Below are 18,413 nucleotides of genomic sequence, written 5' to 3'. Positions count from 1 at the left end.
CCGCCGTCCCGTCGCTCCTGCGCCCCGATGGTCCCGGAGGCGCGGAGTACTGAGTGTCTTCGCGACCCTCGCCTCCGCCGCTTTCATCGGGGCGTACATTGTCCCGTTGACCTCGTTGGCTGCGCCTGCCGAGGCCGCCACACTCGACCCCACCTCGCTGTACGCATCCGCGATCGCCGACGCGCAGGTCTACAGCGCGGGCGATGCGGCGGTCGTGGGCCTCGAGCGAGAGAGCGACTACAGCGTCTACATCACACCCACGCCGACGCCGACACCGACCCCCGCTCCCAGCGAGCAGGCCCGCTCGGCCGGAAGCGGTTCGTCGAAGGTCTGGTCGCCGCCGTTCGTGACCCCTGATCCGGGAAGCGCACAGGGCATCGCTTACGACATGGTGCGGGCCCGCGGCTGGAACGACGACGAATTCGCCTGCCTGGTCGCGCTGTGGCAGAAGGAATCCGGGTGGCGGGTCAACGCCTACAACAAGTCGAGCGGCGCATACGGCATCCCGCAGTCGCTCCCGGGGAGCAAGATGGCCAGCGCCGGCGCCGACTGGGAGACGAACCCGGCCACGCAGATCAGTTGGGGCCTCGGTTACATCCAGGGCCGTTACTCGACGCCGTGCGGCGCGTGGGCGAAGTCGCAGCGCTCCGGCTGGTATTGACCGGTGCCCCGCTCGAACCGGCGGCGCCCGTCGGGGCCTGACGAGTCCTTCGATCGGCTGCTCGCGGGTTGGAAGCGCTCAGAGACCCGTCGCGGCGTCGAGTGGACCGTGCAGCCCATCTCGGCGCAGCAGGCCCGGAAGGCGTACACATGCCCGGGGTGCGGCAGACAGGTCGCCGTCGGCGTCGCCCATCTGGTCGTCTGGCGCGCGGACGGCGTCCTCGGCGATGCGGCGGATCTCGCCGCGCGACGCCACTGGCACACTTCCTGCTGGCGGATCGCCTGAGCTCAGAGCTCGTTCTGGCGGGGGATCACGACCTGACGGTAGATGATCAACACGCTCGCGGCCACGGGGATCGCGATGAGCGCCCCGAGCAGTCCCAGCAGCGACCCGCCCGCGAGCGCGGCGATCACGACGACCGCGCCGGGCACCGAGACCGCGCGGCTCATGATGCGAGGCGAGATGAGGTAGGCCTCCACCTGCATGTACACGAGGTACCAGACGAGGGCCACCAGCGCCGTCACGGGCGACGCGAAAAGGCACACGAGCACGATGATCGCCGAGCCGGTGAGGGTTCCCACGAGCGGGATCAAGGAGAAGAAGAACGCCACGACGGCGAGGACGGCAGGGAAGGGAGAGTTGATGATCGTGAGGAAGATCGCACTCAGGATGCCGTTGATCGCGCCGAGGGTGACCTGCCCCATGACGTAGTAGCCCACCGAAGCGGTGATCTGATCGGAGAGGTCGATGAATCGCTCGCGCCTGGATGCGGGGACGAGCTGGTACACCGAGCGCTTCAGCGAGCGCATCGACGACGTGAAGTAGATCGTGAGGATCGTCACGATGATGGCGCCGGTGACGAAGGCCGCGATCCCCGCGCCGAGCGAGAGGAGGCCCGTGCCGAGCTCCGCACCGATCTCGGCGAAGTTGAGCGACGTCCACCAATCGTTGACGTAGTCCAGGACCAGGTCGACTTCGAGGAGCGGGAAGGTGTCGGAGAGCCAGTCGCGCGCGGCGTTGATCGGGTTCCACTCGCCGTCGATCGCGCTCTGCACCGTCTTCTGGATGAGGGCGCTCAGCGAGGCGATCTGTCCGGTGAGGATCGGCGCCACCATGAGGACGAGTCCCGCACCGATGGCGAGGATCCCCGCGAAGGTCGCGAGCAGTGCCCCCCAGCGGGGGAGTCCGCGGCGCTCGAGGAAGGTCACCAGGGGATCGATGCCCAGCGCCAGGAACAGGGCGGTGCCGACGTACAGCAGGACGGTGGAGAGCGTCTGGGCGCCCGTGATGATCAGGATGCCGACACCCACACCGAGGGTGGCGGCGAGGGCGGTGCTGAAGGGATGCTGGATCTTCACGGGACGACCTTCCAACGAGTCTGGATTCACCCTAGTCACCCCGGGGCCCGGAACCCGGGAGCACCGCCCTCCCACGCGTTTGCCAGCACCTTTCGCTAGGCTGGAACGTCGACTGGCCGCTGCTGCCGAGCGGTGTCGGATCTGAGAGAGGGTGTCGATTCGTGCGTTTCGTCTGGGCGATCATCGCCTTCGTCCTTGCCACGGTGATGATCGGGGCGGGCATCGCGCAGCGCACGATCCTCGAGGCTCCCTCGACGATCACCTCCGAGGTCGACGTCCCCGGGTCCGCGCCCTACGTCCTCGTCGACGGCGCGGTGTTCGGAAGCAACCCCGGCGCACAAACCCTGCGGGTCGAAGGCGATGGCGCGGTTTTCGCCGCGTACGCGCGGACGAATGACCTGACGCAGTGGCTCGCCGCGACCGACCACGTGCAGGTGACGCTCGATGGCGGGGGGATGCCGCGGTCGGAGACCGTGCCGGCATCCGTCGTTCCCGAAGGAATCGACGAGCCGACGGCGAACCCGGTGGGCTCCGACCTGTGGCTCGACGAGTTCCGGCAGGACGGCCGGCTCACCACGACACTCCAGCTCCCCGCCGAGATGAGTGTGCTCATCGCCGCCGATGGCACCGCGCCCGCCCCGAGCACGATCTCGCTGTCGTGGCCGACCGGCGCCTCGACGCCGTGGGCCGCGCCGCTCATCATCGCCGGCGGGGTCATGCTGCTGGTCGGCATCGTCCTCTACATCCTGGCGCTCCGTCACGTGCGCCGTTCGCGCGGTCCGCGCCGCAAGGGACTGCCGTTCCCGGTGACCGAACCCATCGACCTCGCGCTCGAACCCGGGAACAGCGGTGTGATCGCTTCGCAGCCCCGCCGCCGCAGCCTGCTGCCCGGGAAGCGGGCCCTGCTCGCGGCCCCCGCGCTCACGATCTCCGCCGCACTGCTGGCAGGGTGCACCGCGGAGGGGTGGCCCGCCGGCGAGCCGACACCGACCCCCACCCCGACGGAGACGGTCATCGTCCCCGAAGGCCAGGGTGCGCCTGCGCTCACGCAGACTCAGGCCGAGCGCGTGCTCGCGCGCATCGCGGAGCAGGTCGCTGCAGCTGACGAGAAGGCGGACTACGAGGCGGCGGCGAAGCGTCTCGATGGCCCCGCCCTGAACGAGCGCCGGACGAACTACCGCCTGCAGAAGAAGATCGACGATCAGGAGGCGCTTGCGCCGATTCCCTCGTCGCCGGTCACCGCCTTCCTGCCGCAGGCGCAGGACGGCTGGCCCCGCATGTTCCTGGCCGTCGTCGAGGAGACCGACGGCGCCGCCACGGTGATGACGGTCCGCCAGGAGAACCCCTGGACCGATTACCGGCTCACCTACCTGTCGAGCCTGCGTGCGGACGCCAGCATGAACCTCGCGGCGGCGTACGTCGGCGCGGTCGCCGTCGAGCCCAACTCGCCCTTCCTGCTGATGCCGCCCGAGCAGGTGGCCGCGGCGTATGCCGACGTTCTCAACAAGGGTGACAAGAGCGATTTCGCCGATTCGTTCGATGAGGAGTCCGACACCTTCCGGGTGCAGGTCGCCGAGAACCGTGCGGAGTTGCTGAAGAACTTCAACAAGACGGGGGAGGAGACCGGAAAGGTGTCCTTCCGGGCGAGCGCAGGCAAGACCGAACCGCTCTCACTCGTCACCCTCGACAGCGGCGCCATCGTGGCGGTCACGGTCGTGGAGAACGAGACCGTCGTCCCGACCGATGATGACGCCGTCATCAAGCTCGGCAAGAACGTCGTGGCCAGGGCGCTCTCGGGCGTCACCCAGTCGAAGACGGGGTTCACAACCCGCTACGCCGACCAGCTGTACTTCTTCGTCCCCGCGCAGGGGTCCAACGAGAAGATCCAGCTCATCGCATCCCGATCCAACATCCTCGATACCAAGGTGGTCGAAGAGTGAGCACACCCACACCGGGCGCCGTCATGCGCGGCGCTGTCGATCTCTCCTCGCTGCGCGGGCGGGCGGACGCTCCGGCCGGTCCCGCCGCTGCACCCCAGGCAGCAGCGGGAGGTGCCCCGCCCCTCATCTTCGACGTCACCGACGCCGACTTCGGACAGGTGCTCGAGCTCTCCCGCACCGTGCCGGTGGTCGTCGACCTGTGGGCGGAATGGTGCGGACCGTGCAAGCAGCTGAGCCCTGTGCTGGAGAAGCTCATCGGCGAGTTCGGCGGGCGCCTTGTGCTCGCCAAGGTGGACGTCGACGCCAACCCGCAGCTCGCGCAGAGCTTCCGGGCGCAGTCGATTCCGCTCGTCGTCGGCCTGGTCGGCGGTCAGCCGGTGCAGCTGTTCACCGGCGCCGTGCCGGAGCAGCAGGCGCGTGAGGTGTTCACCCAGCTGCTCGAGCTCGCGGCGAAGCACGGTGTCACGGGGGTCATGCCCACGAGCGGCGACGCCCAGACCGGGGCCGAGGAGGCGCCGCTGCCGCCCCTGCACCAGGAGGCGTTCGACGCGATCGAGCGCGGCGACTACGCCGCTGCGAGCACAGCGTACGAGAAGGCCTTGACGGAGAATCCGCGGGACGAGGACGCGAAGGCCGGACTCGCTCAGGTCCGACTGCTGGGGCGCGTGCAGGGCGTCGATCTCTCGGCTGCCCGGGCCGCCGCGGCCGCCGCGCCCTCCGACGTCGAGGCCCAGTTCGTCGTCGCTGATCTCGACCTTGCCGGCGGGCACGTCGACGACGCGTTCGGACGTCTGCTCGACCTGTTAGCCGTCCTCGGCCCAGACGAGCGTCCCGTCGTCCGTGAGCGCCTTCTGGAGATGTTCGGCGTGGTCGGCGACGCCGACCCCCGGGTGCTGCGCGCACGAAGCCGCCTGGCGAGCCTGCTCTTCTGAGTCCCGCTCGACGCGAAGAGGGTCCCGACACGATCGCCGGGGCCCTCTTCGCGTCGGACGTGCGTCAGTCGCGGTTCCGGAGCCAGATCACCCCGAGCGGCGGGACGACGATGCGTGCGGTGCCGTGCTCATCGGTGCTCACCCCGCCCAGGTTGCCCACGCCGGAGCCGCCGAACTCCTGAGCGTCCGAGTTGAGGATCTCCTGCCACCTGCCGCGGCGGGGGAGGGTGAGAGCCACGTCGTGGATCGGGGCGCCCGAGAAATTGCAGACGGCGACGACGACGCCCCCGTCGTGGTCCTCACGGGCGAACGCGAGGATGTTCGGGTTGTGCGCGTGGAGTGAGACGCGGCTGAACGCCGACCCGTCGCTGTCGCGCGCCCAGAGCGGCGACTCGGCGCGGTAGGTGTGGTTGAGAGCGGCGACGAAGTGCTGCAGCTGGGCGTGTGCGGGCTGGTCGAGCATCCACCAGTCCAGGCTCCGCGATTCCGACCACTCCGACATCTGGCCGAACTCCTGTCCCATGAACAGCAGCTGCTTGCCGGGATGCGCCCACATGTAGGCGAGGAACGCGCGCATGTTCGCCAGCTGCTGCCAGTGGTCACCCGGCATCCGGGTGAACAGGGATCCCTTGCCGTGCACGACCTCGTCGTGGCTGATGGGGAGGACGAAGTTCTCGCTGAAGGCGTAGACGAAGGAGAACGACAGCTCGCCTTCGTGGTGCGAACGGTACAGCGGGTCGCGACCCATGTACACGAGCGAGTCGTTCATCCAGCCCATGTTCCACTTGAAGCCGAAACCGAGCCCGCCACCGCTGGTCGGTGCGGTGACGCCCGGGAAGCTCGTGGACTCCTCGGCGATCATGGCGATGCCGGGGTAGCGCTTGTAGGCGGTCGCGTTGACCTCCTGGAGGAACTGGATGGCCTCGAGGTTCTCTCGACCGCCGTGGACGTTCGGCTCCCATTCACCCTCGTTGCGCGAGTAGTCGAGGTAGAGCATGGAGGCCACGGCATCCACCCGCAGACCGTCGACGTGGAACTCCTCGAGCCAGTAGAGGGCGTTCGCGACGAGGAAGTTGCGGACCTCGTTGCGGCCGTAGTCGAAGATGTACGTGCCCCAGTCGCGGTGCTCGCCCCGGCGGGGGTCGGGGTGCTCGTACAGCGGCGCCCCGTCGAAGCGCGCCAGTGCGAACTCGTCCTTGGGGAAGTGGCCAGGCACCCAGTCCATGATCACGCCGATCCCGGCCTGGTGGAGCCGGTCGATCAGGTAGCGGAGCTCGTCGGGCGAGCCGAACCTGCTCGTGGGGCTGTAGTAGCCACTGACCTGGTAGCCCCACGACCCGCCGAAGGGGTGCTCCGCGAGCGGCAGGAACTCGACATGGGTGAATCCCTGGGATGCCACGTAGTCGACGAGCTGATCCGCCGCGCTGACGTAGCCGAGCCCCTCCCGCCACGAGCCGAGGTGCAGCTCGTAGGTCGACATCGGACGGTCGTGGATGGAGGTGGCGGCCCGGTCGGCCATCCAGGCATCGTCGGACCACGTGTAGGAGCTCTCAGTGACGACGGACGCGGTCGCGGGCGGGATCTCGGCTTGCCGTGCCATCGGGTCGGCCTTCATGATCCATCTGCCGTCGCCGGTGAGGATCTCGTACTTGTACGACGAGCCGGCGCCGATGCCGGGGACGAAGAGCTCCCAGATGCCGCTGGCACCCAGTGAACGCATCGCGTGCTGCGTGCCGTCCCATCCGTTGAGATCGCCCGCGACGCGGACGGCCTGCGCATTCGGGGCCCAGACCGCGAAGGAGACGCCGCTGACTCCGTCGAAGTGCCGGACGTGAGAGCCGAGGACCGTCCACAGCCGCTCGTGACGACCTTCGCGGATGAGGTGGAGGTCGACCTCGCCGAGGGTGGGGAGGTGACGGTACGGATCGTCGACGCGGAAGTCGGGCGCGCCCTGGTAGGTCGCGACGATCTCGTACGCCGTGGGACGGTCGGCGCTGACGCCCTCCCAGATGCCGTGCGTCACGTGCGTCATCTCGACGCGCGCGCCGCCCGCTGTCTCAGCCGTCACCGTCTCCGCGAACGGACGACGGGCGCGGATCACCCAGGAGCCGTCCGCCTCCTGGTGCGGTCCCAGGACGTCGTGGGGGGCGTGGTACGAGCCCGCGCCGACCGTCTCGAGGATGCGGGCGTCGGGACGGGTCATGAGCGCTCCTTCACGGCGAGGATGTGCACCGGCTCGACGAAGGCGTCGAGACGGACGTAGTTGTGCTCGCCCCAGGTCCAGCGCGCTCCGGTGAGGAGGTCCTCGACGTCGTAGGCGACGCCGCGGGGGAGGCCCCACAGGGTGGGATCGATGTGGACCGTCGTCTCTCGCGCGGAGTGCGGGTCGACGTTGGCGACCACGATGATGGTGTCGGACTCGCCGGTGGGGGAGAGCGCGGCATCCAGATGCTTGACGTAGGCGAGGATCGCATCGTCGTCGGTCCGCTGGACGTGCAGCCCGCGGAGCTGCCGGAGTGCAGGGTGCGCCCGGCGGATCTCGTTCAGTCGGCGCAGGTAGGGGGCGAGGGAGTTCCCGGCCTGCTCGGCGCGGTCCCAGTCGCGGAACTTGTACTCGTACTTCTCGTTGTCGATGTTCTCTTCGGACCCCGGCCGGGCGACGTTCTCGTACAGCTCGTATCCCGCGTACACGCCGTAGCTGGCGCCGGCGGTGGATGCCAGGGCCGCGCGGACCTTGTAGGCGGGGCGGCCGCCGAACTGCAGGTACTCGGTCAGGATGTCGGGGGTGTTCACGAAGAGATTCGGTCTCATGAAGTCAGCCGTCTCGTCGGAGATCCACGTGAAGAACTCCTCGAGCTCCGACTTCGTGTTCCGCCACGTGAAGTACGAGTAGCTCTGCTGGAAGCCGATCTGCGCGAGCGCCTGCAGCGGAGCCGGACGGGTGAAGGCCTCCGCCAAGAACACGACGTCCGGGTGCTCGGCGTTCACCGTGGCGATGAGCCACTCCCAGAACTGCAGGGGCTTGGTGTGGGGGTTGTCGACACGGAAGATCTTCACCCCCTGAGCGATCCAATGGCGCACGATGCGGAGCACCTCGGCCTTGATTCCCTCGGGATCGTTGTCGAAGTTGATCGGGTAGATGTCCTGGTACTTCTTCGGCGGGTTCTCCGCGTAGGCGATGGACCCGTCGGGGAGTGTCGTGAACCATTCTGGGTGGGCGCTCACCCAGGGGTGGTCGGGTGCTGCCTGGAGCGCGAGGTCGAGGGCGACCTCGAGTCCGACCTCGGATGCCGCGGTCACGAAGGCCCGGAAATCCTCGAGGGTGCCGAGGTCGGGGTGGACGGTGTCGTGACCGCCCGCCGCGGAGCCGATCGCCCAGGGTGAGCCCGGGTCGCCCGGGGACGGCGTGAGGGTGTTGTTCGGGCCCTTGCGGTTGACTTCGCCGATCGGGTGGATGGGCGGGAGGTACAGCACGTCGAACCCCATCGCGGCGACGCCCGGAAGCCGCTTCGCCGCCGTGCGGAACGTTCCGCTGCGGACGGTTCCGTCGGGAAGGCGCTCGGCACCCTCGGAACGGGGGAAGAACTCGTACCACGCGCCGACGCCGGCGCGTTCGCGCTCCACGAGCATCGTCTGCTCCTCGTGGACCGAGACCAGCGAGGCGACCGGACGAGCAGCGAACCCCGCCGCGAGGTGCGGGTCGCGGACGATCGTCAGGGCGGCGTCATCGGAGACCGCCTCATCGCGGAGCGCCTTCGCGGCGGTGGTGAGAGTGCGCTTCTCGGCAGCGGGACGCGTGCGCTCGGAGGCGGCGGCCTCGAACAGCCGTGCGCCGATCTCCCGCATGAGCGCCGCATCGACACCCGCCGCGATCTTCAGATCGGCGGCGTGCTGCCAGGTCGCGAAATCGTCCGCGAAAGTCTCGAACCGGAAGGTCCAGGTGCCCTGCTCGAGCGGAGCGACGCTCACGCGCCAGCGGTCGAACCCGTCATTCAGCGGCGACAGCCGATGCAACGTGGTCACCCCGGTGGGGGACGTCATCCGGAGGTGCACCCCGATGCGGTCGTGACCCTCCCGGAAGGCCGTGACGGTGAACGGGACGGCCTCCCCGACGAAGGCTGTCGGGGAGAATCGCCCGCCCGGCACACTGGGTCGGTGCTCGCCGATGGGGAGGCGAGCCGTGCGGGTCGTGCCCGCACGGGTCGACGCGGCGGGCCGCAGCGGGATCTCGGCGGAGCTGCGGACGGAGACGGGAGCGTTCAGAGAAGCCACAGTCCGAACCTACCGGTGACGTGGCCCGTGGTGACGGGCCTGGATCACTCGGCGCGGAACAGGTACATTGATGTCCCTCGCGCGACGATCGTCGCTCCCGGCGCCAGAGGCGACCCGTCGACGTCGGGGCGCTCGTGCTCGCTCGACCACAGCGGGATGTAGCGGGTCACCCCCTCCAGAGCGGGGAGCGTCACCTCCAGATCGCATTCCCGGCCGTGCACGACGAGGAGGATGCGGTTCGGTTCCTCGTGCTCCGGCGTCGAAGTGGCGTCGTACTGCAGGGTCCGGTGCGAGGCGTCCGTCCACCGCTCGATAGACATCGTCTGGCCGCTCTCGTCGTACCAGTCGATGACCGATGCACTGGGGACGGGGCGTTCGGCGTGCGCGAAGCGGGACGGCCGAAGGGCGGGGTTCTCCCGACGGAGCTGCGTCAAGCGCGCCACGTGGGCGAACAGGTCCCGCTGCCAGCCCGCGTGCTGCCAGTCCAGCCAGGTGAGCGAGGAGTCGTGGCAGTAGGCGTTGTTGTTGCCGCGCTGCGTGCGCCCGAACTCGTCACCGGCGGTGATCATGGGGACGCCTGCCGACAGCAGCAGCGTCCCCATCAGGTTCCGCATCGCCTTCCGCCGTGTCGCGAGCACGTGCGGGTCGTCGGTATGCCCCTCCGCGCCGTGGTTGAAGGAGCGGTTGGTGTCGGCCCCGTCGCGGCCGTTCTCGCCGTTACCGAGGTTGTGCTTCACGTCGTAGGAGACGAGGTCGCGGAGCGTGAAACCGTCATGCGCGGTCACGAAGTTGACCCCGGCGAGCGGACCGCGCTCGGCGGAGAAGGTGTTGGCGGAGCCCGCCAGCCGCGAGGCGAACCCGCCGATTCCCACCGGGGTGGTGTCGGCGCGCCGGGCGTAGTCGATGTCGCTGAGCCAGAAGTTCCGCACCCGGTCGCGGTAGCGGTCGTTCCACTCGGTCCATCCCGGCCCGAAGTTGCCGGTCTGCCAGCCGCCCATCCCGACATCCCAGGGCTCCGCGATGAGTTTCACGGTGGACAGCAGCGGGTCCTCGGCGATCGCCCGCAGCAGCGGGTGATCCGGCGTGAACGCGTGGTCTGAGCCGCGACCGAGGGTGGGCGCCAGGTCAAAGCGGAAACCGTCGACCTGCACCTCGTCCGCCCAGTAGCGGAGCGAGTCCAGGACCAGTCGCGCCGCGGCATCCGTCGATGTGTCCACGGAATTGCCGCACCCGGTGACGTCGATGTAGGTGCCATCGTCGTGCTGACGGTAGTAGGAGCGGTTGTCGAGGCCGCGGAAGCTGGACCGCGGCTCGCCGAGCCCCTGTTCCGAGGTGTGGTTGTAGACGACGTCGAGGATGACCTCCAGCCCCGCCTCGTGGAGGAGCTTCACCATCCCCTTGAACTCGCGGAGCACCCCGCCGGCGCCTTCGGCGCGCGCGGCGGCCGTCGCATACGGCGCGTGCGGAGCGAAGAAGCCGACCGTGTTGTAGCCCCAGTAGTTCGTGAGACCGAGCTGCAGCAGCCGGGGTTCACTCGTGAACGCGTGCACCGGGAGGAGCTCGATCGCCGTCACCCCGAGCTCGTGGAAATGCTCGATCATGGCGGGGTGCGCGAGGCCCGCGTAGGTGCCGTGGAGGGATGCGGGGACATCGGGATGCCGCTTGGTCAGGCCCTTCACATGGGCCTCGTAGATGACGGTGCGGTCCCAGGGGGTCCGAGGCTTGACGGCCCCGCCCCAGTCGAACGCCTCGTCGACCACGACCGATCGCCAGGAGCCGAAGCCGGGCATCCGCAGGCCCCGCGTGTACGGGTCGATCAGGAGAGTCAGGGGGTTGAACGTCATCCCCGGGCCGTGCGGCCCGTCGACGCGGACCGCATAGGTGACACCCGCGGCGAGCTCGTGTGTGGTGACCTCCCACACACCGCCACCGACCGGTGCCAGCGGGATGACGGCGATGATCCAGTCGAGGTCGCTGTCATCGAAGATGACGAGTTCGACGGCGCTCGCATGGGCGGACCACACCCGAAGGGTGCCGCCGCCGTCGTGGCGACGCACGCCGAGCCCGTCGAGGTGACGGGAGTGGATTCCGTTCGCGAGGTCGCGGTCGGAGCCGGCCTGAGCGGTGTCCATGATGTCTAGAGTAATGACGGCGACACGGTGCCACGGGCGTGAGGAGGGGTGATGTCGGTCTACCTCGATCACGCGGCTTCGGCACCCCTGCGACCGGAGGCCCGTGACGCGTGGCTCGCGGCGTCCGAGCTGGTCGGCAACGCGTCCTCCGTGCACGGCGCGGGGCAGGCCGTCCGCCGATCGTTGGAGGACTCCCGAGAGCGCGTGGCCCGCGCCCTCGACTGCGATCCGATCGAGGTGGTGTTCACCTCGGGTGGGACGGAATCCGTGAACCTCGCCGTGAAAGGGCTCTGGTGGGCGCGACCCGAAGCCACGGTCGCGGTCGTCCTGCCGGACGGGGAGCACCATGCCACCCTCGACACCGTGGGCTGGCTCGCCGAGGCTCAGGGCGCTCTCGTGCGGCCCGTATCGCTCACCGCCGAGGGAGGAATCCCGCCGGCCGCGTTCCACGAGGCGCTGGAGGGCGCGGCGCTTGCGACCGCGCTCGTGGCCAACAACGAGGTGGGTACGGTCTCGCCGGTCGCCGACCTCGCCGCCGCTGCGGCCGCCGCTGACGTCCCCCTCCACCTCGACGCCGTCGGAGCGGTTCCGCACCTTCCGGTGCCGTTCGCGACACTCCGCGGAGCGCATCGGGGGGCAGGCGGACTGGTCGCGGTCAGCGTCTCCGGCCACAAGGTCGGCGCGCCCGTCGGCACCGGCGCACTCGTCGTCTCCCGCCACGCGCGTCTGAGCGCGCTCCACCACGGCGGCGGTCAGCAGCGCGGACTCCGTTCCGGCACGCAGGACGTCGCCGGCGCAGCCGCCCTCGCCGTCGCCCTCGAGGCGACCTCCGCCGAACGAGACCTCCAGGCCCCGCGTCTTCGCGCCCTTGCCGAGCACCTGCGGGACGGCATCCGCCGGATCGTGCCCGGCGCCGAGTTCCTCGGTGCGGAGTCGGAGCGCCTTCCGGGGCACGTGCACGTCCTGTTCCCGGATGCCGCGGGGGAGACCCTGCTGTTCCTCCTCGACCAGCGCGGCGTCCACGTCTCCACGGGATCGGCGTGCCAGGCGGGGGTCACCGAGCCCTCGCACGTCGTCCTCGCGCTCGGGCGCGACGAGCGTGCGGCGCGCTCGGTCCTCCGGCTCAGCCTCGGCCGCACCAGCACCGCCGCAGACGTCGAGCGGTTCCTCGCCGCGCTCCCGGAGGCCTACGCGCGGGCTGCGGCGTCCAGCGCCCGCGGAGGCTCGCGCTCGTAGACTGGCCGGATGCGAGTATTGGCGGCGATGAGCGGCGGAGTGGACTCCGCCGTCGCGGCAGCCCGGGCCGTGGACGCCGGGCACGACGTCGTCGGCGTGCACCTGGCCCTCTCCCGCGCCGGCGGGACGCTGCGCACCGGCAGCCGTGGCTGCTGCACGATCGAGGACGCGATGGACGCCCGCCGGGCCGCCGACCTCCTCGGGATCCCGTTCTATGTCTGGGATTTCTCGGAGCGGTTCCGCGACGACGTGATCGACGACTTCATCCAGGAGTACCGCGAGGGTCGCACGCCGAACCCCTGCATGCGATGCAACGAGAAGATCAAGTTCGCCGCGCTGCTGGAGCGCGCGCTCGAGCTCGGGTTCGACGCGGTGTGCACCGGCCACTACGCGACGCTCGTCGACGGGCCGGAAGGTCGCGAGCTGCACCGTGCCTCCGACGAGGCGAAAGATCAGTCCTATGTGCTCGGGGTGCTGAACGAGCAGCAGCTCGCGCACACGTACTTCCCCCTCGGCACGACCCCGTCGAAGGCCGTCGTCCGTGCCGAGGCGGCGGAGCGCGGCCTGACCGTCGCGCAGAAGCCCGACAGCCACGACATCTGCTTCATCCCCGACGGCGACACCCGCGGCTGGCTCGCTGAGAAGGTCGGCGCCGAGCAGGGCGACATCCTCGACCGTTCCGGCGAGGTCGTCGGGCGCCACGAGGGTGCCCATGCCTTCACCGTCGGGCAGCGCCGCGGTCTGCAGCTCGGAGTTCCGGCGGCCGACGGCAAGCCGCGCTTCGTCCTGGAGGTCCGCCCGGTGTCGAACACCGTCGTGGTGGGGCCGAAAGAGGCGCTGGCGACCGCCGAGATCGCGGGCGACCGGTACAGCTGGGCCGGGCGGCCGGCGGAGCCGGGGGAGTTCTCCTGTCACGTCCAGATCCGCGCGCACGCCGAGCCGGTGCCGGCCCGGGCGACCTTCGTGGACGGCTCGATCACCGTGGTTCCGGAGACACCCTTCGACGGTGTGGCCCCGGGGCAGACGGCGGTGCTCTACGACGGCACGCGCGTCATCGGCCAGTTCACGATCGCGCGGACGGTGTCCGCGGTCCCGGTCGACGCCTGATCCGGCCGCTCGCCGTGACCTCGCGGAGCGCGTGCTCGAGATCGGTGCGCACGAACCGGTAGCCCGCCTCGGTGAGCCGTTCCGGAAGCACCCACCGGCTCTTGAGGACGAGTTCCGGTTCCGTCCGCAGCACCCACATCGCGAGTTCGAGCATCCACCGCATGGACGGAAGCCCGAACGGGGCGCCGACGACCCGACGGAGGGTGCGCATGAGCGTGCGGTTGTCGGTGGGTGTCGGTGCGGCGAGGTTCACGGGGCCGCTCAGGTCGGCGCTCGCGCAGGGGTCGTCGCGCGTGAGACCGCGGTGTGAAGGGCGGCCGTCGTGTCGATGCGCGAGCGGAGGATCTCGTCGCGGTTCCGATCGGTGTAGCGGCAGTTCACGGTCCTGCCGGCGAGGTTCAAGATCAGATCCGCGCCCTCGACGGCGGCGTCCACCACGGCCTGATCGTCCCAGCGCACCTGCTCGTGGCGTCCGATCCGAATCACGTCGTAGCCATCCGCCCGCAGCGCGCCGACGATGTGTCGGCCGACGAAGCCGGAGGCGCCGGCGACGACCGCGCGGCGGGTGGGAGTCTCCATGCCTGCGACGCTAGTCGGTGACGGCGGGGGCAGCTCGCGATCGGAGCGCTCCCGTGCCCCACCGGTGCGCTTACCTCATTGCATCGGACCGCGCCACCGGACGAGCGGTGTCGGAACCGCTCCCTACACTGTCGATGTGGCTGACGGAGAACTCCCCGACCTGACCCTCGACGAGGCGCGCGAGCGCGCGGGCTCCCTCACCGAGCAGATCCTCGGTGCACGCGAGGCGTATTACGGCGGCGATGTGGGGCTCGTCGACGATCAGACCTACGACGCCTGGATGCATGAGCTCGAAGCGCTCGAGCGGGCGCACCCCGAACTCCAGGGGCAGGACTCGCCGACGCAGACGGTCGGTGCCGCAGATGCGTCGATGCTCGCGCCCGTGACCCACGCGGAGCGGATGCTGAGCCTCGACAACGTCTTCTCGGAGGACGAACTGCGCGAGTGGTGCGCGAAGGCGCACGCATCCGCCGGGCGCGATGTCCGCTGGCTCACCGAGTTGAAGATCGACGGCCTCGCGATCTCCCTCCGCTACGAGCACGGCGTGCTGGTCTCCGCTGCGACGCGCGGCGACGGCCGCATCGGTGAGGACGTCACGGTGAACGCGGTGCGCGTGGCGGGCATCCCCGCCCGCCTCGACGGCACGGGGCATCCGGCGATCGTCGAGGTGCGCGGAGAGGTGTTCATCCCGGTGGCGGAGTTCGAGCAGCTGAATGCGCTCCAAGCCCGACTGCGTGAGCGCGTCGTGTCGGATGCCGCAGCGCGCCCGCGCTTCGACGAGGAGAAGGCGCAGAAGAGCGCAGCGCGGCGGTTCCCCGCCTTCGCCAACCCGCGCAATGCGGCGAGCGGCGGGCTGCGGCAGCAGCTCGACAAGAAGTCCGGCCTCGAGCTCGAGGCGGGGGAGGCACGGCTGGCGTCGCTTCGCATGTTCGTCCACGGCATCGGCGCCTGGCCCGACCCTCCGGTATCGTCCCAGAGCGAGGTGTACGGACTCCTCGCCGAATGGGGACTCCCGGTCAGCCCCTACCCGCGCACCTTCGACACCGTCGACGGGGTCGTGGGCTTCGTGAAGGAGTACGGCGAGAAGCGCCACTCGGTGGCCCACGAGCTCGACGGCATCGTCGTCAAGATCGACGAGCTCGCGCTCCACGACGAGCTCGGTTCGACGAGCCGGGCACCGCGGTGGGCGATCGCCTACAAGTACCCGCCCGAGGAGGTGCAGACCCGCCTCGTCGACATCATCGTCTCGGTGGGCCGGACGGGCCGGGCGACCCCGTACGCGCAGATGGAGCCCGCACATGTCGCCGGCAGCGTCGTCCGCCAGGCGACGCTCCACAACCAGGAGGTCGTGAAGGCCAAGGGTGTCCTCATCGGCGACATGATCATGCTCCGCAAGGCCGGTGACGTGATCCCCGAGGTCCTGGGCCCCGTCGCCGAACTGCGTGACGGCACCGAGCGCGCCTTCGTGATGCCCGCCGATTGCCCCGAGTGCGGTGCGCCGCTCGCGCCGGCGAAAGAGGGCGACATCGATTTGCGGTGCCCCAACACCCGCGCCTGCCCTGCCCAGGTGCGCGGTCGTGTCGAGCACATCGGCTCTCGCGGCGCCCTCGACATCGAGGCTCTCGGCGAGGTCACCGCTGCTGCTCTCACCCAGCCGCTCGAGCCGCAGGAGCCGGCCCTCGTCACCGAGGCGGGACTGTTCGATCTGACACTCGAGCAGCTCGTGCCGATCGAGGTGCTGGTCCGCGACGGCGAGACGGGTGAGCCTCGCATCGACGAGAAGACCGGCGAAGCCGTCCGGCGCGCGCCGTTCCGGCGCAACCCCTCCGGGGCCGAGAAGAAGGAGGGCATCACGCAGCCCCAGCCCTCCGCGCAGGCTGTCACCCTCATCGACGAGCTCGAGAAGGCGAAGACCAAGGAGCTCTGGCGGTTCCTCGTCGCCCTCAACATCCGGCACGTGGGGCCGGTGGCCGCGCGGGCCCTCGCGCAGTGGTTCGGCTCCCTGGACGCCATACGAGCCGCCAGCCGGGAGGAGCTCGCAGCGGTCGACGGGGTCGGCGGCATCATCGCCGACGCCCTCATCGACTGGTTCGGTGTCGACTGGCACGTCGAGATCGTCGACCGGTGGACCGCCGCCGGCGCGCAGCTGTTCACCCCCGGCCACCCCGGTCCCGGGGCCGCATCGCTCGGCGGAGGCGTGCTCGACGGCATCACCGTCGTCGCCACCGGCAGCCTCGAGGGGTTCACCCGGGAAGGCGCGCAGGAGGCGATCATCGCCGCCGGCGGCAAGGCGGCTTCCAGCGTCTCCAAGAAGACCGACTTCGTCGCCGCCGGACCCGGCGCCGGGTCGAAGCTCGCGAAGGCCGCGCAGCTCGGCGTTCGAATCATCGACGCGGCGCAGTTCGCGGTGCTCGTGAGCGAGGGTCCTGACGCACTGGGACAGGCCCCCACGGCGGAGTGAGAATCAGCCGGCGAGGATCCGTTCGCGCACCTGACGGCGGAGGACCTTGCCGATGAGCGACTTCGGCAGCTCGTCGACCACGACGATGCGACGCGGCACCTTGTAGGGGGTGAGGATGCCGCGGCAGAACTCCCGGACCGCCGCCTCGTCGACCGTCTCACCGTCGGCCGCGACGACCGCGGCGACGACCTCTTCGCCGGAGCGCTCATCCGGGATGCCGACGACCGCAGCATCCGCGATGCTCGGGTGCTGTCGCAGCGCGATCTCGACCTCGGTCGGGGCCACGTTGAAGCCCCCGGTGATGATGAGCTCCTTGATGCGGTCGACGATGCGCACGAACCCGGCCTCGTCGATCGTCACGATGTCGCCGGTGCGGAACCATCCGTCGACGAAGACCTTCTCGCTCTCCTCCGGCTTGCCGTAGTAGCCCGAGAAAACCTGCGGACCACGCACGACGAGTTCACCGCGCTCACCCGGCGCGACGTCCCGGGTCGGTTCGTCGGGGTCGACGACGCGGCATTCCGTGCCGGGCAGCGGGAGCCCGACCGTTCCCGGCACGCGGTGGGGTGCCACGGGATTGGCCATGAGGACGGGGGAGCACTCCGACAGGCCGTAGCCCTCGACGAGGTAGCCGCCGGTGGCCTCTTCGAACGGGACGACGAGCTCGTGGGGGAGGGCCATGGCTCCGGAGATCGCGATCTCCGTGCCGGCGAGCGAGATGCCCTTCTCGTTCGCCGCCCGCAGCAGGCGCTCGGCGATCGGCGGGACGAGGGGCAGGAAGGTCGCGGGGTGCCGCTTGTGTGCGGCGAGCACGAGGTCGGGCTCGAACCGGGGGAAGAGCACCAGCCGGGCCCCCATCGACATGGCGAAGGTGAGGCACAGGGTGAGCCCGTACGCGTGGAACATCGGGAGGACCGCGTACACGACGCAACCTTCGCCCCGCGTGATGGTCGGCACCCACGCCTGCGCCTGAGCGGCGTTCGCCAGCAGGTTCCGGTGGGTGAGGGAGGCGCCCTTCGGGTTGCCCGTCGTACCGCTCGTGTACTGGATGAGTGCGAGGTCATCGGTGCCGGGCCCGGGGTGGGCGGCATCCAGCGGTGCATGCCGCACGGCATCCCGCCACGTGCCGTGGATGCGCGCGGTGGGGATCGGGCTGCGGAGTGCGTCGCGGGACGCACGTGCCTTGGGGATCGGGAGGCGCAGACCGAGCCGGAGCTTCGCCGGCATCGCGGTCGTCACGTCCACGGCGATGATGGCGGACAGCGCGAGATCGCCGGGGAAGTCCAGGAGCGTGCCCACGAGCTTGCTCCAGACGATCGCGACCTTCGCGCCGTGATCCTCGAACTGCTTGCGCATCTCCCGTGCCGTGTAGAGCGGATTGTGCTCGATGACCACGGCGCCCAGGCGCAGGATCGCGTAGAACGCGACGATGTGCTGCGGGCAGTTCGGCAGGATCAGCGCGACGCGGTCGCCCCGGCGGACCCCGGCGTCGTGGAGGTACGCCGCCGCGCGGTCGATCTGCTCCCGCATGGTCGCGTAGTCCATCGTCTTGCCGAAGAACTCGAGCGCGGGCGCGTGCGGGTGAGCGGACGCCGAGCGGGTGACGAGGTCGACGAGCGATCCGCTCAGCGGCGGAAGATCCTGCGGTACCCCCTCGGCGTAGCTGGCGGTCCAGGGACGGGGCGGGTCGAACACATCGGTCACCGGTCCAGCCTACGACCGGCGTCGGCCGGTC

12 protein-coding genes and 1 pseudogene are annotated in these 18,413 nt (G+C 70.0%); 7 read left to right on the top strand and 6 right to left on the bottom strand.

Translation table 11 applies throughout. The features are described from left to right. Nucleotides 1-106: 106 nt before the first annotated feature. Nucleotides 107-661 carry a transglycosylase SLT domain-containing protein gene (locus tag ACHFGS_RS06755; protein WP_394279564.1) on the top strand — a complete coding sequence of 185 codons (555 nt, stop codon included), beginning with the start codon at nt 107-109 and terminating at the stop codon, nt 659-661. 3 nt (nt 662-664) lie between these two features. Continuing rightward, nucleotides 665-946 carry a hypothetical protein gene (locus tag ACHFGS_RS06750; protein ID WP_394279565.1) on the top strand — a complete coding sequence of 94 codons (282 nt, stop codon included), beginning with the start codon at nt 665-667 and terminating at the stop codon, nt 944-946. Between the two features lie 2 nt (nt 947-948). Here the strand turns inward: ACHFGS_RS06750 and ACHFGS_RS06745 are convergent, their stop codons facing one another. Then, entirely contained in the window at nt 949-2,019 is a 1,071-nt protein-coding gene (locus tag ACHFGS_RS06745) for an AI-2E family transporter (RefSeq protein ID WP_394279566.1), read from the bottom strand. Nucleotides 2,020-2,180: 161 nt separating this feature from the next. On the opposite strand from ACHFGS_RS06745, the gene ACHFGS_RS06740 reads away from it, so the two are divergent. Both ACHFGS_RS06740 and ACHFGS_RS06735 read left to right on the top strand, forming a co-directional pair. Next, entirely contained in the window at nt 2,181-3,959 is a 1,779-nt protein-coding gene (locus tag ACHFGS_RS06740) for a glycosyl transferase (protein ID WP_394279567.1), read from the top strand. After that, nucleotides 3,956-4,891, top strand: a complete 936-nt coding sequence (locus ACHFGS_RS06735; RefSeq protein WP_394279568.1) for a tetratricopeptide repeat protein — start codon at nt 3,956-3,958, stop codon at nt 4,889-4,891. Before ACHFGS_RS06740 ends, ACHFGS_RS06735 begins: the two co-directional genes overlap by 4 nt. Before the next feature lie 64 nt (nt 4,892-4,955). Here ACHFGS_RS06735 and glgB read toward each other — a convergent pair whose 3' ends face one another. Genes glgB through glgX form a run of 3 tightly spaced genes read right to left on the bottom strand, consistent with a single transcriptional unit; the run spans nt 4,956 to nt 11,295 of the window. Continuing rightward, entirely contained in the window at nt 4,956-7,094 is a 2,139-nt protein-coding gene (glgB, locus tag ACHFGS_RS06730; protein ID WP_394279569.1) for a 1,4-alpha-glucan branching protein GlgB, read from the bottom strand. Next, nucleotides 7,091-9,163 carry an alpha-1,4-glucan--maltose-1-phosphate maltosyltransferase gene (locus ACHFGS_RS06725; RefSeq protein WP_394279570.1) on the bottom strand — a complete coding sequence of 691 codons (2,073 nt, stop codon included), beginning with the start codon at nt 9,161-9,163 and terminating at the stop codon, nt 7,091-7,093. Before ACHFGS_RS06725 ends, glgB begins: the two co-directional genes overlap by 4 nt. A 44-nt stretch (nt 9,164-9,207) precedes the next feature. Next, nucleotides 9,208-11,295, bottom strand: a complete 2,088-nt coding sequence (glgX, locus tag ACHFGS_RS06720; protein ID WP_394279571.1) for a glycogen debranching protein GlgX — start codon at nt 11,293-11,295, stop codon at nt 9,208-9,210. Nucleotides 11,296-11,346: 51 nt separating this feature from the next. On the opposite strand from glgX, the gene ACHFGS_RS06715 reads away from it, so the two are divergent. Both ACHFGS_RS06715 and mnmA read left to right on the top strand, forming a co-directional pair. Then, nucleotides 11,347-12,531, top strand: coding sequence for a cysteine desulfurase family protein (locus ACHFGS_RS06715; RefSeq protein ID WP_394289296.1), 1,185 nt, complete (start codon nt 11,347-11,349; stop codon nt 12,529-12,531). Between the two features lie 9 nt (nt 12,532-12,540). Continuing rightward, the gene (gene mnmA, locus ACHFGS_RS06710; RefSeq protein ID WP_394278365.1) at nt 12,541-13,638 is read left to right on the top strand and encodes a tRNA 2-thiouridine(34) synthase MnmA; all 1,098 of its coding nucleotides are present in this window, start codon (nt 12,541-12,543) and stop codon (nt 13,636-13,638) included. Here the strand turns inward: mnmA and ACHFGS_RS06705 are convergent. Then, nucleotides 13,595-14,217 (bottom strand): annotated as a pseudogene (locus ACHFGS_RS06705) (DUF1731 domain-containing protein). The gene mnmA and the pseudogene ACHFGS_RS06705 overlap by 44 nt on opposite strands. A gap of 136 nt (nt 14,218-14,353) precedes the next feature. On the opposite strand from ACHFGS_RS06705, the gene ligA reads away from it, so the two are divergent. Further along, the gene (gene ligA, locus ACHFGS_RS06700) at nt 14,354-16,678 is read left to right on the top strand and encodes an NAD-dependent DNA ligase LigA (protein WP_394278364.1); all 2,325 of its coding nucleotides are present in this window, start codon (nt 14,354-14,356) and stop codon (nt 16,676-16,678) included. A gap of 3 nt (nt 16,679-16,681) precedes the next feature. Here ligA and ACHFGS_RS06695 read toward each other — a convergent pair whose 3' ends face one another. Beyond that, entirely contained in the window at nt 16,682-18,382 is a 1,701-nt protein-coding gene (locus ACHFGS_RS06695; protein ID WP_394278363.1) for a long-chain-fatty-acid--CoA ligase, read from the bottom strand. Nucleotides 18,383-18,413 lie beyond the last annotated feature (31 nt).

Source organism: Microbacterium sp. (assembly GCF_043427715.1).
In the GTDB taxonomy this organism is placed as follows: domain Bacteria; phylum Actinomycetota; class Actinomycetes; order Actinomycetales; family Microbacteriaceae; genus Microbacterium.
Note: the sequence above shows the minus strand (reverse complement) of the source record. Positions and strands in the feature narration are given on the sequence as shown.

What these genes read in the sequence shown, in the direction of transcription:
- glgB (WP_394279569.1), bottom strand. Translation starts at nt 7,094, where the DNA reads ATGACCCGTCCCGACGCCCGCATCCTCGAGACGGTCGGCGCGGGCTCG.
- glgX (WP_394279571.1), bottom strand. Translation starts at nt 11,295, where the DNA reads ATGGACACCGCTCAGGCCGGCTCCGACCGCGACCTCGCGAACGGAATC.
- ACHFGS_RS06715 (WP_394289296.1), top strand. Translation starts at nt 11,347, where the DNA reads ATGTCGGTCTACCTCGATCACGCGGCTTCGGCACCCCTGCGACCGGAG.
- mnmA (WP_394278365.1), top strand. Translation starts at nt 12,541, where the DNA reads ATGCGAGTATTGGCGGCGATGAGCGGCGGAGTGGACTCCGCCGTCGCG.